The 16,759-nt window shown below is 41.5% G+C and carries 14 protein-coding genes; 8 read left to right on the top strand and 6 right to left on the bottom strand.

Annotated features, from left to right (window positions below; genetic code table 11):
• Positions 1–158: 158 nt before the first annotated feature.
• From APA_RS00445 to APA_RS00420, 6 genes are all read right to left on the bottom strand, one after another.
• Positions 159–1,790 carry a hypothetical protein gene (locus APA_RS00445; protein ID WP_201320354.1) on the bottom strand — a complete coding sequence of 544 codons (1,632 nt, stop codon included), beginning with the start codon at positions 1,788–1,790 and terminating at the stop codon, positions 159–161.
• Positions 1,791–1,845: 55 nt separating this feature from the next.
• Positions 1,846–2,280, bottom strand: a complete 435-nt coding sequence (locus APA_RS00440) for a hypothetical protein (protein WP_201320353.1) — start codon at positions 2,278–2,280, stop codon at positions 1,846–1,848.
• A gap of 95 nt (positions 2,281–2,375) precedes the next feature.
• Positions 2,376–5,546 (bottom strand): leucine-rich repeat protein, encoded by a 3,171-nt coding sequence (locus APA_RS00435; RefSeq protein ID WP_201320352.1) that lies wholly within the window; start codon positions 5,544–5,546, stop codon positions 2,376–2,378.
• Between the two features lie 56 nt (positions 5,547–5,602).
• Positions 5,603–5,974, bottom strand: coding sequence for a DUF5615 family PIN-like protein (locus APA_RS00430; RefSeq protein ID WP_201320351.1), 372 nt, complete (start codon positions 5,972–5,974; stop codon positions 5,603–5,605).
• Positions 5,971–6,201, bottom strand: coding sequence for a DUF433 domain-containing protein (locus tag APA_RS00425; RefSeq protein ID WP_103669454.1), 231 nt, complete (start codon positions 6,199–6,201; stop codon positions 5,971–5,973). The genes APA_RS00430 and APA_RS00425 overlap by 4 nt, the downstream gene beginning before the upstream one ends.
• A gap of 24 nt (positions 6,202–6,225) precedes the next feature.
• On the bottom strand, positions 6,226–6,444 hold the full coding sequence (locus APA_RS00420; RefSeq protein WP_201320350.1) for a hypothetical protein: 219 nt from the start codon (positions 6,442–6,444) through the stop codon (positions 6,226–6,228).
• Between the two features lie 414 nt (positions 6,445–6,858).
• Here APA_RS00420 and APA_RS00415 point away from each other — a divergent pair, with 414 nt between their 5' ends.
• From APA_RS00415 to APA_RS00380, 8 genes are all read left to right on the top strand, one after another.
• Entirely contained in the window at positions 6,859–7,884 is a 1,026-nt protein-coding gene (locus tag APA_RS00415; protein ID WP_201320349.1) for a J domain-containing protein, read from the top strand.
• Between the two features lie 111 nt (positions 7,885–7,995).
• Positions 7,996–11,607 (top strand): PAS domain S-box protein, encoded by a 3,612-nt coding sequence (locus APA_RS00410; RefSeq protein ID WP_201320348.1) that lies wholly within the window; start codon positions 7,996–7,998, stop codon positions 11,605–11,607.
• 143 nt (positions 11,608–11,750) lie between these two features.
• On the top strand, positions 11,751–12,503 hold the full coding sequence (locus tag APA_RS00405; RefSeq protein WP_201320347.1) for a response regulator transcription factor: 753 nt from the start codon (positions 11,751–11,753) through the stop codon (positions 12,501–12,503).
• A 165-nt stretch (positions 12,504–12,668) separates the two neighbouring features.
• Complete coding sequence (locus tag APA_RS00400) at positions 12,669–13,496, top strand: response regulator (protein WP_201320346.1); 828 nt, start codon at positions 12,669–12,671, stop codon at positions 13,494–13,496.
• 82 nt (positions 13,497–13,578) lie between these two features.
• Complete coding sequence (locus APA_RS00395) at positions 13,579–14,424, top strand: EAL domain-containing protein (RefSeq protein ID WP_201320345.1); 846 nt, start codon at positions 13,579–13,581, stop codon at positions 14,422–14,424.
• Between the two features lie 63 nt (positions 14,425–14,487).
• Positions 14,488–15,492, top strand: coding sequence for a 2Fe-2S iron-sulfur cluster-binding protein (locus APA_RS00390; protein ID WP_236579343.1), 1,005 nt, complete (start codon positions 14,488–14,490; stop codon positions 15,490–15,492).
• 117 nt (positions 15,493–15,609) lie between these two features.
• The gene (locus APA_RS00385; protein WP_201320344.1) at positions 15,610–16,320 is read left to right on the top strand and encodes a V4R domain-containing protein; all 711 of its coding nucleotides are present in this window, start codon (positions 15,610–15,612) and stop codon (positions 16,318–16,320) included.
• A gap of 17 nt (positions 16,321–16,337) precedes the next feature.
• Positions 16,338–16,688, top strand: a complete 351-nt coding sequence (locus APA_RS00380; protein ID WP_201320343.1) for a hypothetical protein — start codon at positions 16,338–16,340, stop codon at positions 16,686–16,688.
• The last annotated feature ends 71 nt before the right edge of the window (positions 16,689–16,759 follow it).

The raw sequence follows: 16,759 nt of genomic DNA, 5'->3' as shown, positions 1-16,759 counted from the left end.
GGCGGGTTTAGTTGATAATTCTTTACTGCAAGCAGGGTATATCGGCAAAACCCGCCCCTACAAATCTCATTCTTTAGTCCCGATTCCCTACTGAATGTAGGCTAATTAACTCGTTTCAACGGGTTTGAGCTTTTAGCCTGCACTTGAGTGCAGGGCTTCTATCTAAATTTTCCATAACGGATGAAATTAATTAGGCGTTTCGGAAAATTGATTAATCCTTTCCATAATTTAATAATCAAGTTTTCGATCTTGACAACGATCGCATCAATCCAAATGAGTAATCTCATTACAGGATTGTTGGCGTAGCCCCAAAGATTTGCCTTCGTTTCAATCCATGCTCGTAGAGGTCGATCGCTATCGCTGTCGGAGCTTTGCGATTGATACATCAATAATTCTTCCTCAAAAACTAGACTACCTTCAAGTTGATCTTGGGAGATTTGGGTGGTCGTGGTTTCAAAATTCTGTAACTCACTCGATGAATGGATGGCTGTCCGATCTGGTGATTTGCTAAATGCGATGGATTCATATTCCAATGGGAGCGGCCAGGGTCCATTATCATCGCCAAATAGATCCTCCATCGTTAACCAAGCCTCAGCGCTGGGAGTAATGTCCGAGGTTTCATCTAGGGTTGGTTGAGATCGCTGCTTACCAAAAAAATAGGCGATCGCATCTTCGATTAACTTTTGGAGACGTTCGAGTTGATTGTCGAGTTTGAGAGCGTCATCAAATTCTAACTCAGGATTTGGAGCGCGATTGGGATAACTGCTAACTCTGGACTGAATCTTATCAATTATTTTTTCTGTCAGCAGGTCGGACTGTGTTCCACTGATGCCATCAGCATTGGCAGCTGGATTGCCATCAAGATCGCCATCTAGCGATCGCTTGCCAATAAAATAATCAATTGCGGCAGCTATAAGATCTCGCAACCGATCGAGATTGTTGATTTCGGCTAGAGGTGCATTTTCTTTGAGCTTTCCAGATTTTGCCGCAGTGACTCGTCGCCGTCTGAGCTTGGGGCTATCTGACAACACTTCTGGGGATTCTGTCCCGAATATTTCTGCGTCTACTTGATTACTTTCTATGCTTTGATCTTGAGTCTGTTCTTGATTGCCAAAGAAGTAGGCGATCGCAGCTTCTATCAAGCGTCGTAATTGCTCTAGTCTTTTGTTTTTGCCTAGAGCGACATTTTCAGATAGTCCGTTATTTTCTTTTAATGAGTTTTGTTCTGCTTGGGCTTGGTCTATCTGTTGCCGCCAGATTTCAGCAAAGAGACGATTGGCGATTAGTTTTGGTTCTAGTTCTGAGGCTTTGGTGGTTGAGAGGTTTTCTGGCTGTCGTTTCACGATCGCAAATATTTTGCGATCTAATTGCGCTTTGGTGCGATCGATCCAGTCTAAAAATTTAGCTAATGGACGAAAAAATAATGGGATTTCTGGCTTGGGTAGGTCATTAGTTGGCTCTACTTTTTGATCTGTTGTTTGATCTAGTTCTTGGCTTGCAGATTTTGGTAGTAGCCCTGTTGCTTCTGGTTGCGATCGCAGTTTTTCTTTGGGATCAATTTTGCTGCGATCGAGGGCTGGGAAAATGCGTTTGGTGGTCGAGGTGAGCAGATATATGGGATATAGCGCTGCTTTGGCTGCTTGATAGGCTAGCAAGCGTGGCAACTCTTGGATCGGTAGTCCTGCGAGTTGGCGAATTTTTTGATCGAGCGATCGCCTTACGCTGCGTCCGATTTGGGCGGGTAAGGAGGTATCAATCCAATTAAAAAGTCGGCTTTGAAATCTTGGCATGACTACCATCATAAAAAAGAAAGGTGCAATCGCGCTTTTCTTTTTTTTGTTCTAACTACGCACCAAGTTCTAAAATATCTGCAAATGGCAGATCTTCAGCAACTTCTATGACAGTGATTTTGCCATTTTCTACTACAGTATTGCCCATTATTGTGTCGTGCATTGCTTCAAATTTCGATTCTGCGTCAATAGTGCATTCAAAATGAAGTGTTACATGGTAGAGCTTGCTAATTGCTTCGCCATCAAGCGAGCGCTCTACCGTGAGTATATCTATATTTTGCTGGTCTTCGGCAATTTGGCGATATTTATCGGCTAATTGTTCGAGGGCGATCGCGATCGCGTGTTCTTGGGTTTGACCGTAGGAATTAATGGTGTTTTGGGATGGATCTGGTGATGGGTTTGATAAGTGGCAAAGATAGTAACCGTTATCCTCAAGGGTTACAGTAATGGAAATGTTTTCATTAATCAGTTTGGGACTGGTTTCACTCATATATATTTTTTTCAAAGGGATATTTTGGTTTCATCGATAAATTGGAGCTGCGTTGTGAGGTTGATGGGTTACGCGATCGCTAACCCATCCTACATTTATTTCTTCAAAAGCTGAGGAGTTGTATATTCCTTAATTCCTGCTAGGCGGATAGCGCTACAGCCTAGTTTGAAGGCAAACTCGTAAGTTTCTCCTGCACCGATCGCTGCATAAAAACCAACGGCAAACTCAATGGCGGCGAGATCGTCGATAGTTTGATTCATGCCAATTACATATTTGATGTTTTGGCGGATTGCTTCGGCTTGGGTTTCGCTATAGCAAGCATTGAGGACAACGCATTCAATGCGATCGCTAAATAAGTCAAAGAGATCGGCTAAGTCTTCTCCACCAATTAATTTAGACTGTCCATTAATATCTTCAAATACTAATCCATCTTCATCGGCTCCATGCCCTGAGAAATGAATGATTTGCGGTTTGAAGTCTAGCATGGCTTGCTGGATATCTCTAGGACGAACAGCCACAGCAGTTTTGATGGGTTCTGTGCCATAACCTGCGAGGCGTAGACGTTCTTTGATGTCGCGTTCTTCTTCTTGTAGTCGTAGAGAGACTGAATTTTTAGGATTTGCCGCTAGCATGAGGATTGTTTTCATGGGTTTAGTTGCGCTGTTGGTTTTATTTGGTTGTGATACTTCGGGTACAGGGTTTTGACTGAGGTTATTGTTCTGAGTTCCAATATTGTTTCCTGCGGGTTTTACACTGCCCGTAATTACCTGTCCTGTTTCTGCGTAGAAGTGATAGGTGTCGCCTCGATTTTCAGCTTTTTCATTGCGCGATCGCCTATCTTCAATACTACTAATGTCATCACCTCTGATCACTTTTTGACGAGATTCTAAGGATTCATAGCCGTCTAGTAATTGACGTAAATCGAGTTTTAGTTTGAGTTCACCAATTATTTTGTTAGTTTCACCCATTGCTTCAAGTCCAAGGAGTTCAGTGTATTTGAGCGGATCGTGTTTGGGATGATTGGGGACGGGAACCCATTCGGTGATTTCGAGGTTAGGGAGGGTGTTGTGGATTCTTTTGAAGGTGTCGCGGAGAACACCTAAAAATAGTCGGCGGGTTTCTTTGCGTCCGCTAATGGCGATGAAGATTTTTTTGTCTTCAGGATCGGCTTTAATACGGGCGATGTTGTAGGTTTCGTTGTTTTCTTGGTATTGCAGCATTACGCCACTGCGCCAGTAGGTATGGTTGTGAATGCGATCGTGTTCATTGACGATGAAGCGAGAGATGATGCTTTCAGGGAGAACTTTGTAATGGTATTGAAATTCGAGGGTTTCGCCTTGGAGTTCGGTTTTGTCTGGTTGATCTTTTGGCAATAGTCCCGCGATTAGGAATTGAGGTGGGTGACAGGCTAATGCAAAACCAAGCTCGAATTCTTTCATTAATTCGATTAAGTAGGTGTGGCGCTTGGTGGGATAGCGTTCTGGATCGAGGATGCGGGTGAGGTCTGCGGGGGTGAAAATGCCTTTGGTTTTGGTTTTGAGTTCTTCATCGCTGAGCAGGGCATAAATGCCTTCTGACACCCAGTTGGGTTTAAGAACGTTGGTATCCTTGAGGATGGGGTGATCGCGGAAGTTGAGAACTAAGCCGAGACGATGGAGCAGGTCAATTAGTTGTTCTTGGTTTTGTTCTTCGGGGATTTTATTTTCGTGGCAAATGTTGAGGTAGCGATTGTAGGTAATGAAGTCTTCGGGCATGGATTCGAGTTGTTGTTTGACTTCAAACCATGTCAAGGGAAGCAGATCATAGACTTCTTTGAGGTCGCCAACTTGCTTCAAAATAGCGGCGCGAAGTTCATCAATTCCTTCATTCTTTGAGCAAGATGTTTCGATAATTGCTTTGATATTGGGATATTTTTCGCGGAGAGCCTTGCGGTTGATGTCGAGGGGTTGTTCGTCTTTTTTGTTGCCGACAATAATCACAGGTGATTTACCGCCAAAGCTTTCGATCAGTTTTAACCAATATTCGATGCGGTTCTCTTCTTCGCTGGTGCGACAGTTGCAAACTAGCAGATAGAGGCTACGCTTGGTTAGGAAAAATTGATGGGTGGCATGATAGATTTCCTGTCCGCCAAAGTCCCAAACATTGAGGCGAATGTCTTTGCTATTGACCTCGACGTTCCAAGTTTCGACATTGAGTCCATCAGTTTGAACTTGATTTTTGTCATATTGATCGCGAATCAACCTTTCCATTAGAGATGTTTTGCCGACACTTCCTTGTCCGATCAGTAAGAGTTTGGCTTCATGTAGTGGTCGATTACTTACTAGTATTAGTTGACTGACATAATCAAATGCACTTTGTCCATTATCATTACTTGACGAAAGAATTTCTGGCGCTATAGTAAGATTATTTTTTTGTGCATATAGTTTTGTTAGTTCGAGAAGCTGACTTCCTTCCAAATAAAATTTCTGTAAATTTGGTAATAATAAAACTTGCTTTGTAATTTCCTTAATTTGATTATAAGAAAGGTCAAGGCTAGTAAGATTGGCTAAGTTGATGATCGTATCTGGTATCTGAGTAATTTGGTTAGAGCTGAGGTAAAGCTGTGTAAGCTTGGTTAAGCTGGCAATTGCATCTGGTATCTGAGTAATTTGGTTGGAACTGAGGTAAAGCTGTGTAAGATTGGCTAAGTTGGCAATTGCATCTGGTATCTGAGTAATTTGGTTGGAACTGAGGTAAAGCTGTGTAAGATTGGCTAAGTTGGTGATTGCATCTGGTATCTGGGTAATTTGGTTGGAACGGAGGTCAAGCTGTGTGAGATTAGCTAAATTTGCTAATGCATCTGGTATCTGAGTGATTTTGTTGTAACGGAGGTCAAGCTGTCTGAGATTGACTAAGTTGGATATCTCATCTGGTATTTTATTTAGCGCTACCCGAAGTAAAGAGAGTTCTTCTAATTGCAACATTTGAGTTATCACAATCGGAATGCTCTCCAAAGGGTTGCCACTTAGATCCAACTTACGTAAGTTAGGCAAATTCAATAGTTCCAGTGGAAGCATTTTTAAATTATTGCCCGAAATCTTTTGAAGATAGCGATTTCTTACTTTTTCAGAATCTTCAAGCCTCTTTCCCAAAATCAAAGTCTCAAGTTGTGTTAACTTTCCAATTTCCATAGGTAACTCGGACAGATCGTTTCCCGATAGATCGAGTTCTGTCCAGCCCTCACGTTCTGCTTGTGCGATTATTGCCAATAGCTCTGCATCATTCATAAGGAAAAAGGAAAAAGGAAAAAGGAAAAAGGAAAAAGTTTGTTTTTAGGATAAGGCTAATTTTTGCGAATTGGTAAAATTCTTACCTTCGATCGCTGCATATCAATAGAAACTAACGCACCAGTTTCAAGCTCTTCACGAAACTGTGCGATACCAGCCATTACCACATCTCCAATTACACCAGCAAAAGTTTCCTGAGTACGAATTTGTAACACACTAGGCGCATCAGCCTGAGTCGCCGCCAGAATTGCCCCAAAATCAAGATCATGCGTAAACACAATAAAACCATTGGCTGGAGCATATTCCATAATTTCTCGATCCTTTGCCGATGCGCTACCCACTCTTGACCAGTGTATAGCTTCTATTCCAGATGCTGCAAAATAATTTACCCAATCAGGCGACAAATTCATATCAATCAAGATCTTCATGCCGACACCAAAGCAACCTCAACCTCCTCAGACCGCCAAGCCGCATAGGACAACGCCGCCATAATATCCTCCTTCTCTAAATAAGGATAAGCATTTAAAATTTCTTCAACCGAATGTCCAACTGCCAATAGTCCAACCAATGTACCCACAGTCACCCGCATTCCCCGAATGCAAGGCTTACCACCCATCACTTGAGAATCCAATGTAATTCGCGCTAGATATTTCATTCGCAAGACCTCACTAAATCACTATCAAGATTGTACATAACTACGCAGATCGGCGATCGCTTCCTCCGCAGTCTGAGCCTTTAATCCACCAGAGCGATACTCAGCCAATCCCTCACGACATTCCTCCAGAATTTGCCGCCTTCTCACCTCAGCATTACGTTTTTTGAGAATATCAATTAACATTTCCTGCTGATCGATTGACAACTGACTAACCGCATCAAGCGCACTTTCAAACGTAATCATAATTCACCCTAATCGATCAGATTCACAATATTTTACAAGGTTTTTAGACAGGCGATCAGCGATCTTTTTAGATGAAACACCAGTATCAAGAATTACGCGCTGACTCATTTCTGACCATAGCCTTCCGAAAAACAAGACTCCAGCTATGGGGATCGGACTATATCATCGACCGATTTCTATGCTGGAGTTGCTATCATTGCGAGGCTTTACTTCCCTCACGTCTTAACCGACCAGTGCCATTTGCTCCAGTCCAATTCTTGTCATACTACTTTTTTGGTAAAGAACAAAGAAGTTAGATAAAAGAAGCGTGGAAAGGTGGATCGCGATCGCAAATTAAAATGCGATCGTAGATACAGATGGTACGATTTTACTGGATGACAGTTTTGACACTTAGCTCTTCCTCATTTAAACTCTATGGCGCGACAATCTAAAACCTCTAATCCTTCTCCAGCTATACCTTCTCAAGGTAGCCTTGGTCTTTCTGACTTGCGGAATCGGCTCAATTTTCTGGAAAAAGAAAATGAGAAATTACTCAAACAAATTGAGTCAAACCGTACTAAGTTAAACAATCTCAACGATAGCATTAAGGACGTTGGGATTCAGATTGCTCAGCGCATCGCCCCTTTTCGTCAAAAAATATTGGAACTCGATCGCCAAATCCATGATGTATTTAAGGAAATCTTTGCTGTTAGAAAGTTGGGGAAGAAATCTCGAAAAGATATTGAGTCAGTTTACTACCATCTCCAAGCAGATGGGCTGATCAGTCCTCAGCAGTTACCCTCTAGTGCTGATGTGGAAGTTGATGATTCTGAGGAAGAGACGGAATGGAGAGGCTATGAGGGGAGATCTCATCAGGAAGTCATGGAAGATATTGCAAGACCCGATCGCGACGATCTAAAAAAAATTCGCCAGCTTTTTTTGCGTCTTGCCGATCGCTTTCATCCTGACAAAGTTACTGATGAAGTGGAAAAAGCTTTTCGGACTGAGGTGATGAAGGAAATTAATCTAGCTTATCAAAATGGCGACTTGGCGAGACTTTTGGAGATTGAGAAGCAGCAAGAACTGGAAGCACTGATCGATCGCGATAGTTCCGATGATCTGACCCGACATTGCGCAAAAGTGGAGTCAGAAAATTCTTTTCTTAAGGAGCAGCTTACTACTCTCAAGCAGCAACTTAAACTCACAAAGAAAACTCAACAGGGTGAAATGACTGCTGTTTTTAAGAAGATTACTAAATATGGCGGCGATCCTATTGGTGAGGCTTTATTTGAGGTTGAGGCTCATGTCGAAGTCGTTGAACAACTACATAAATTTGTGCTTGATTTTCGCGATCGCCGCATCACGATTCAAGAGTTTTTGAGAGGTCCCACTGATTTGATGCAGCAGCAAATGACAGAAGAGGAGTTGATGTTAGAGTTTTTATCGCAATTTCAGCGGTAAAACCCAAAAGATAGTTGCGGCGCAAAGCGCCGCAACTATCTTTTGGGTTTTGGCTTTGTACCACTAACTGCGGTAGTTAGTACAATATTATTTTTACGGTGGGCTTCTGCGATGATTAGTTTAGGTGCTGACAATAATTTTAGGATTTTGATTGTTACAAGTAACCTTGATTACAGTCATCTATGGAGTAGCGATCGCCAATATTCCGATCAAATCCAGCGATGCGAGTCAGCCGCCGCAGCCTTAGCCACCTACCAACAAGATCCATCTGCATGTATTGTCCTAGATTGGGAATTATCCAACCCGATTGATAGAGAGATACTCCTGCAAATCAACATAGCTTTTGTGCCTGTGGTGATCTTATGTGAAGCCAAGAATGCGGATATCGTTAGCCAAAATACTGAAGATTGTCTTGCTAAAGAAACACTGACTCCCGAACTAATATCTTTTGCCATTGGTCAGGCGATCGCAAAGGCTGCACTAAAACAAAAATTAGCTGAAACAGAACTCAAATTACAAAAACATGAAATTGGAGGAGTAGAGAAACCTCAGCACAGCAGTGATTTTCTACTGTCTATCCATAACTTGTTATCGAGGCAGTTGCATAAAGAACTACGCGATCGCCAAGCTAATGAGAATTTGTTGAAAATTCAGAATGCGATTTTAGAAAAGATTGCTAAAGGTGAAAAGCTTTCTAAAATTCTAGATATGTTGGTTCTCGCGATCGAGTCGCAGCTAGGTAATGCTCTATGTTCGATTTTAGTTTGCGATCGCCATGGAAAACTACACCACGGTTCGGCTCCTCAGTTATCAGAATCCTATATGAAAGCAATCGATGGCATATCTATTGGCGAGGGTGTGGGTTCCTGTGGTACGACAGTCTTTCGCAAAGAGCCTGTAATTGTTTCCGATATTGCCACCGATTTCCTATGGAAGGACTATAGGGAATTGGCTCTAGAGCATGGATTACGTGCTTGTTGGTCATTTCCCATCATAACCAGTGAAGGTCTTATCTTAGGTGCTTTTGGAGTGTATCACCGCGAAATTTATACTCCCAAAGCCCAAGAACTAGAAATTGTGTCACTAGCTGCAAATATTGCAGGAATTGCTTTAGAGCGCGATCGCGCAACTCAAGAGTTACATTTATTAAATCAAGAACTAGAGATGCGGGTGGAGCAACGCACAATTGCTCTCCAAGAAAGTGAAACTCGCTATCGAGTACTCTCTGAGTTTAGTCCTGTGGGGATCTTTCGTTTTGATAAACCTTTGAACTGCATCTATGTCAATGATCGCTGGTCTGAGATGACAGGTAGATCGAAAGAATCTGCATTAGGCTTTGGATGGATGGAAGCCTTACCACCAGAAGACCGAGAATATATGATTGCCCATTGGTCTGAAGGATTTGCTTCTTCCAGTGCGATTATTAATCAAAGTGAGGGACGGTATTTACGTCCAGATGGCAGCATTAATTGGTACTACGTTCAAGTAGCAAAGGAAGTTGATGCTAGTGGTACTGTAACTGGCTACATTGGCACATTGACTGATATCAGCGATCGCAAACAAGCTGAGAGATCTCTTGCTGAGAGCAAACAGTTGCTTGATTTGTTTTTCAATAATTCCTTAGAAGGCTTTTTCTTTATGATGTTAGATCAGCCAATTACTTGGGATAACAGCATTGATAAAGAAGCGGCGCTTGATTATATTTTTTCACACCACAGGATAACTAGAGCCAACCAAGCCATGCTCGATCAGTATAAGGCAAAGGAAGAGGAGCTTTTAGGTGCTACTCCTATAGATTTCTTTTCTCATGATATAGAGCAAGGTAAAGCTGCTTGGAGAAGTCTTTTTGACCTAGGAAGATTGTATGTAGATACAACCGAAAGGCGACTTGATGGTTCTCAAATGTGGGTAGAAGGAGACTATATCTGCTTATACGATCAAGAAGGTAGAATAACTGGACACTTTGGCGCGCAAAGAGATATTAGCGATCGCAAAATGGCTGAGTTTAAGTTAGCAAGATCGCAAAAAGAATTGAACTATCATATTGAGAACTCTCCTTTAGCAACTATTCGTTGGGATCGAGAATTTCGGGTGGAATACTGGTCACAGCAAGCTGAAAAAATATTTGGTTGGAAAGCCGAGGAAGTCTTAGGCAAAGGGATTTATGAGTGCCAACTCATCTTTGAGGATGATATACCACATGTAAAAAAGATTGCAGAACTATTGATGAAAGGCATTCCTCAAACCTGCCAAAATCGCAACTACCAAAAAGATGGCACAGTCATCCATTGCGAATGGTACAACTCAGTACTTATGGATGAGAATGGAAACCTGATTTCTATGTTGTCCCTTGCTCAAGATGTCACCCAGCGCAAACAAATCGAAATCGAAATAACCCAAAGCCGAGAAGCTCTGAGCCAGACAGCGGCGACATTAAAGCAGCAAATGGAGCGTCAACACTTCATGACACATATTACCCAACAAATTCACCAATCCCTCAATATAAACGAGATCCTGACCACCGCTGTTAATGAAATCAAAAGATTGTTAAATGGCGATCGCGTTGTTATCTTTCAATTCATAGATGGTTTTACCAAAGTTGTGAAAGAAATGGTCAACCCCGAATATCTATCAATTATTGATATGGATATCGCAGATAATTATTTTACGATTGAGGCAATTAATTATCACCTTAATCTTAACCACGATCTTGCCCTTTATTCTTCTGACATAGCCGTTAAGTCCATTAATTACCACCTTAATTTCAGCCGCGATGTTGTACTAGATGGTTCAGATGTAACTTCAAATGAATACTCCCAAAAGTTTGTTAAACTAGCTAGCATTAAATCTCAAATTGTTATTCCAATAATCCAATATACTGATTCGGGAAAGCCTCAAGAAATCAATCGTGCTGATTGTAAAAAAAACGATCAGTTATGGGGACTATTAATAGTTCATTCCTGCGCTCAATATCGTCACTGGCAACAAGAGGAAGTAGATTTATTAAAACAAATTGCCAATCAATTAGCGATCGCGATTCAACAAGCTAGTCTCTATGAACAAGTCCAGATCGAATTGCATAATCGTCAGCAATTTGAACGGCAACTGATGAATGAATTGAACCAGAAAAAAGTTTTACTCAAGGAGATTCACCATAGAGTCAAAAACAACCTGCAAGTCATGTCTAGTATTCTATACTTACAGTTCCGTAATGCTCCATCTGAGATTAAGATCCTTACCGAAGAATATCAAAATCGTATTCTCGCTATGTCACTGATTCACGAACAACTTTATCGGAGTGATGATCTTGCACATATTGATTTCCATAACTACATTAGCAACTTAACTGCCAACCTGTTTGAATGCTACGGAATTAGCGTAGAACTGATCCATCTAGAGATAGAGGTTGGAGATATTTTTCTATCTCTAGATCAATCGATCCCATTGGGCTTAATTATTAATGAGCTAGTTTCCAATGCCTTGAAGTATGCTTTCTCTGAAAAGCATGGTCAGATCAAGATTAGTCTCATTCAAGAAACCCACCAAATAATTCTGACTGTATCTGATAATGGGGTGGGACTACCAGAGGGTTTCGAGCTAGAAAATTCGGAAGGTTTGGGAATACAACTAATTCAAAGCTTAACCGAACAATTAGAAGGGAATTTGATCTATGATGGCAAAAATGGCTTAATGATTCGGATCTCTTTCCCAAATCTTGCGTAATATAAAGGAAAATCACCGCACCGCTAGCGCAGCAAATCCCAAAATTGGTTATTGCTGCGCCAAAACATGTAGAACTTTCAATGCTATCTAAGTGATATAATTGCGATGTGCGGTAATTTCAAAAAAGTTGTTTATGAATGAATATGCCCATTCAAACATTGATTGTCGAAGATGAAAGATTGGTGGCTCAGCATATTTCTCAACTTTTACAGGATGAGGGATATTGTGTTTGTGCGATCGCATCTGATGGTCAAACCGCAATTAGAAAAACCATCGAATTACAGCCCGATCTGATCTTGCTAGATATTCGGATTAAGGGAGAAATTGATGGGATCGAAACTGCCGCCCATATTCAATCTTTATACAATATTCCCTTCCTTTACCTCACAGCTTTTAGCGATCGCGAAACGGTTGAACGGGCGCAACTCACCAGCCCTATGGGGTATGTACTCAAGCCTTTTCGCCGTGAACAACTTCTTTCCTCAATAGCAGTAGCTCTATCGACTCATGCGGCTCAAAAGAATAAATCTGAACTCGAAAAAGATCAATCCTTAGCTGAAAAAGCTTCTGCTAGCTATCGTCTAAAATCTACGCTTGTCTATATTGAAGATCATCTTCACCATGAAATTAATTTGGATGTGCTATCTGGAGCTATTGGCATGAATTCTGCTTACTTCTGTCGATTCTTTCGTCAAGAAATTGGTTGCTCACCATACCAGTATATTATTCAGCAACGTATCGAAAAAGCAAAACTCCTATTAAAACAGCGGGATCAACTAATTAACGATGTGGCTCTGGAATGTGGGTTTACGACTCACAGCCAATTTAACCGCCATTTCTTAAAGTTGGTGGGCGTTACTCCTAAAGAATTTCAAAGTATAGTTATAGCCAAGTAAGTTTTCAACCAACAAAAAAGAGTTGCGGCGCTTCGCGCCGCAACTCTTTTTTGTTGGTTGAAAACTTATGTCAAAAATCGACTAATTTGTAAAAAACGAGTTAAAGCTTTATCCAGTTGCTACCCTATGATTCTTTCAGTCGAGCTAAGGAAGGAATACAGGAAAATGCAACTACTAAGCAAAAAAAGCCAAAATGTAACTATAAGTGCAACTAATCAGCGATCGCTTGTAGTTGTTCTTGCCGAATCAAATGTGTCAATTCGCCGTTCAATGGTTGATGCGTTAACAAAAGATCATCATCTGGTTATGGGTTGTGGCAATTGTGAGGAGATCGATCAAGCCATAGGTTTACAAACTCCTGATTTATTCATTCTCGGTAATTTGCCAGAAATCAGTATTTTAGAAGCGTATCGTAGATATGCCAATCAATTTCAAAATGTGCCGATAATTTTGTTGACTGATGGAATTAGCGTCAACCAATTTTTTCGAGACTGGGTAATCTCTAAGGGGGTCTATGAAGTTTTAAGCAGTTCTCCTCAGAATATACATTTGATAAAAGCAAAACTGCAACAAATGTTGCTTGGCAAAGAGAACGTTAACGAATTTGTAGAAGTAGCTACTGCGATTCTTCCACAAGCATCTCTTCAAGGTTTAACCTATCAGCAAGCAATATCTGCACTTAACCAACTCACTGATTTTAGCAAGAAATACTTCGGTGAAATGGTGCTGGGTAACTATTGGAAAAAAGCTCTTACTGCTACTGTACTAGAGCATCCTTGGATCGGATGCTGGTCAGTTGAATATACGGGGGGCATTTCTTACTTCAGCGAAGATATTCCCGACGAGCAACTTACTGATGAGCAGTATCAAAGTTTAAAGCTCTGGGTTAGAGGATTTCTCAAGGAATGCGATCGCATCATTGGTGGTTATGTTGCGATCGTGCTGAGTAGTAATTTATCCATTCAAGTCGATCAAATTATTTCTCTTGGCTAACTACAAGCCTTAACTTGGCACTGAGAACCCATCTTTACCCACCCAAATCAATCCAATCATTCATCTAACAGTTATTCCCAAAATGAAAGACACAAATGAGATTAGCGCCCAATTAATCGAAGAAGCAATAAACAACAATGAATTGCTTCTACATTATCAGCTTCAAAGTAGTGTCAGCAGCAATAAAATCGTTAGTATGGAAGCCCTAACTCGATGGCAATCCTCTGCTCTTGGCAATGTCGATACGGCACAATTTATTGGAGCTTTAGAGGTTAGTGAAACTAGTTTAGTTGCCAAGTTTCACAAATGGCTACTTCGCAAAGCACTTACTCAAATTGTGACTTGGCAAGAGCTTGGCGTTTCAGTTCCCGTATTCCTAAATTTTTCCACCCGTTATTTACAAGAAAAGGAATGCTTGACCGTGATCGCAACCTTACTCCAAGAATATAATCTGCCACCGTCATGCATTGGCATTGAAGTTACGGAGAGTTCCGCAATCACGAATATGGCTGATATTAAATTTGTGCTTCAGGGGCTGCGCGAACTTGGGATTAAGATTGCCTTAGATGATTTTTGTACTAGTTATTGCTCTTTAGAATACATATCTGAATTGCCCACTAGCATTATCAAAATTGATCGGCGATTCATTCAAGGGCTTGTGCATCAAGACTCTCGATACCAAAAATCAGTTTCCATTATATTAGAGGCAATTGTTGATATGGCAATAAAGTTAGGAGTAGAAGTGGTTGCTGAAGGTGTGGAAACACTTCAGCAGCTCGAACAAGTAACTTATTTGGGTTGTGATACTTACCAAGGGTACTTATTTTGTCCTCCCATTCCCACCGATTACGTCTTGGCGATGATCCTGAACGCCCAAGGTCAGCGGAGTAAACTGTCTTCTCAACTGCAAGCAATCGCCTTGATTTAGTTAATAAGTTGATTAAATATAGTGCAAGATTATCGCGAAACCATCTAAAAAAAGGCAAATATTATGAACCAAGTTAACCATATCGAAAGTAAAAACCAGTCAAGTTCGGGGCAAAGTTCCAACAATTCAATGAGTGATCGCCCTTATAATCCTACCTTGAGGATCGTGATTGCTGAATCCAATCCAATTGTGCTGCAACGGTTGCTGCAGACTGTGCAAGACATTGGCAAGTGGAATATCTATATCTGTGGTGAATACACAGAACTAATTGAAACCATGTCTTTTGGTTCCACCGATCTATTGTTGCTTGGTAACGTCGATCAGAGTAGCTGTTTTGAAATCTATCGTATCTGTCACCAAGAGTGGAAAGATTTGCCAGTGATTATGGTGTCTCATGATGCTGTGATCCCTGACTTCTACCGTAACTGGATTATGGAAAAGAAAGGGTTTAATGATGTAGTCAGCAGTGACCCCGCCAACCATAATCAATTTGTAAAGGTAATTCAAAATGTGACGAGTGTAATTCGTGCCCAGAAGCAAGCTTTATCTTTATCATCTTCTGCTCCTAGTCTTAAAGGTGATGCGATCGCACTCACAATCGATGGGAAATCCACCAAATCTGCTAAAGGTACTCGCCTGCTCAGTGCTTTGCTCAGCAACCATGCCAAGATCTTAAAAGCTTGTGGGGGGCAAGGTCGTTGCGCTACCTGCCATGTTTTTGTTCAAGAAGGGATGGAATGTCTCACTCCACCAACTGAGCAAGAACTGATTACCTTAAATCTAATGCGGATTGAGAAATCTAATGCTCGTCTTGCCTGTCAATGTAAAATCCTTGAAGCTGGATTGGTGGTTGAAATCCCCAAAGGCAAATATGTTGGTTCTGAAGCTGAGCTAGAGTCATTGGTCGGTAAAAAGGCGCAACAATCTCTGATTCACCCGATTACTGGGGAGACTCTCGTATATGAGGGCAAGTTAATTCTACGCTCCGCTTTACAGAGGATGCAAGAGGTTGATCGGGAATTTGAGAGGGAGATGGGAACTTTACTAACCCGCAGTGCCATCAAATAAGTAGCTAAGCAAAACCTAGAAGCCTTTGCCACCCGCGCAGTACAGGCTCTGGTTTTACTCCTTAACTATGCTGAGGGACTTAATTGAAAACTAATTTTAAATAGGAAAATTTAGATCATGCCTGAGATTACAAGCTTTCGGACTCCAGCCACGCCTATGCCATCAGTATGGCAAGTATGTCATTACAGCCGCTATACCTTTTTTGATTTTAATATGAAGGAAGGAGAGATTAAAGACTATCACAAGCAACGCAATCTCTTGGTAGGTGAAGATTTTATCGTTTCCTTACTGAAGGGTTTAGAGCATGAAGTGGGCGACTCTGCTGGTTGGCTACTCTATATGATCGGTCAAAACTGGGGTAAGCAAGATGCGATCGCGTTCGCAAGCTGGTTCAAGGAATACTACAACCTGACCTTAGCCACCTCTAATCTTGCCTTTGCAATGGAAACTTGGTGGTGGCCGCTAACGGCTCAAGGTTGGGGGACATGGAGCTTAGACATGAGTTCTTTAAAAGAAGGTTTTATTTTTGTCGATCTCTTTGACTCTGCTGTGGCAAAGACTTTGGGGCAAATTGGTAAGCCAGTATGTCATCTTTATGCTGGTCTATTAGCAGGATTCTTCAGTGTAATCTTCGAGAAAGATCTTAGTAGTACAGAGGTTCAATGCTATTCCATGGGTAATGATTATTGTCGTTTTTTAGTTGGCTCCGCGAAACGTATTCGCGCCGCCGAGTTCTGGATGTCTTCAGGCGCAACTGTTTCGGAGATCGAACAACGCTTCAGTGCTGAAGAAATCCCCCTTGAAGTTGACCTTTTAGTTAAAGCCTAAGTTGGGCAGGATAAATCATGAAAAAGAAAAATAGTCCCAGTTCCGTCAATATTTTGAAGACAGATGTATCGGGCTTGTTGTGGCGGTGGTTAAAGGGGATTTGGAGTGGATTTAATCGTTGGATTAAGCGATCGCTCAACCCTAGTACTGGTAAACGCCCAAGTACTGTTGTTGATATCCGTACAAGAGCAAGTCAGCAAAAGAGGGTTGTTCTGCATGTTTCCCCACTAGTTGGCGTTCGCAATTCACATAATGTTGAATCTCTGACCGTTGAGAAGCTATTTGCAACAGTGAAGTGGCAATCCACTACCCAAACTTCTAATTCATCGACTATATCTTACGTCAAGGATAAGATTAGTTGGGATTAAATGATTTTAAGTGTCTTGACACCATTAAAAGCCAAATCCAAAACCTGCACCGATGGCGCAGAAGGTGACAT

It is taken from the genome of Pseudanabaena sp. lw0831 (assembly GCF_016584665.1).
In the GTDB taxonomy this organism is placed as follows: domain Bacteria; phylum Cyanobacteriota; class Cyanobacteriia; order Pseudanabaenales; family Pseudanabaenaceae; genus Pseudanabaena.
Note: the sequence above shows the minus strand (reverse complement) of the source record. Positions and strands in the feature narration are given on the sequence as shown.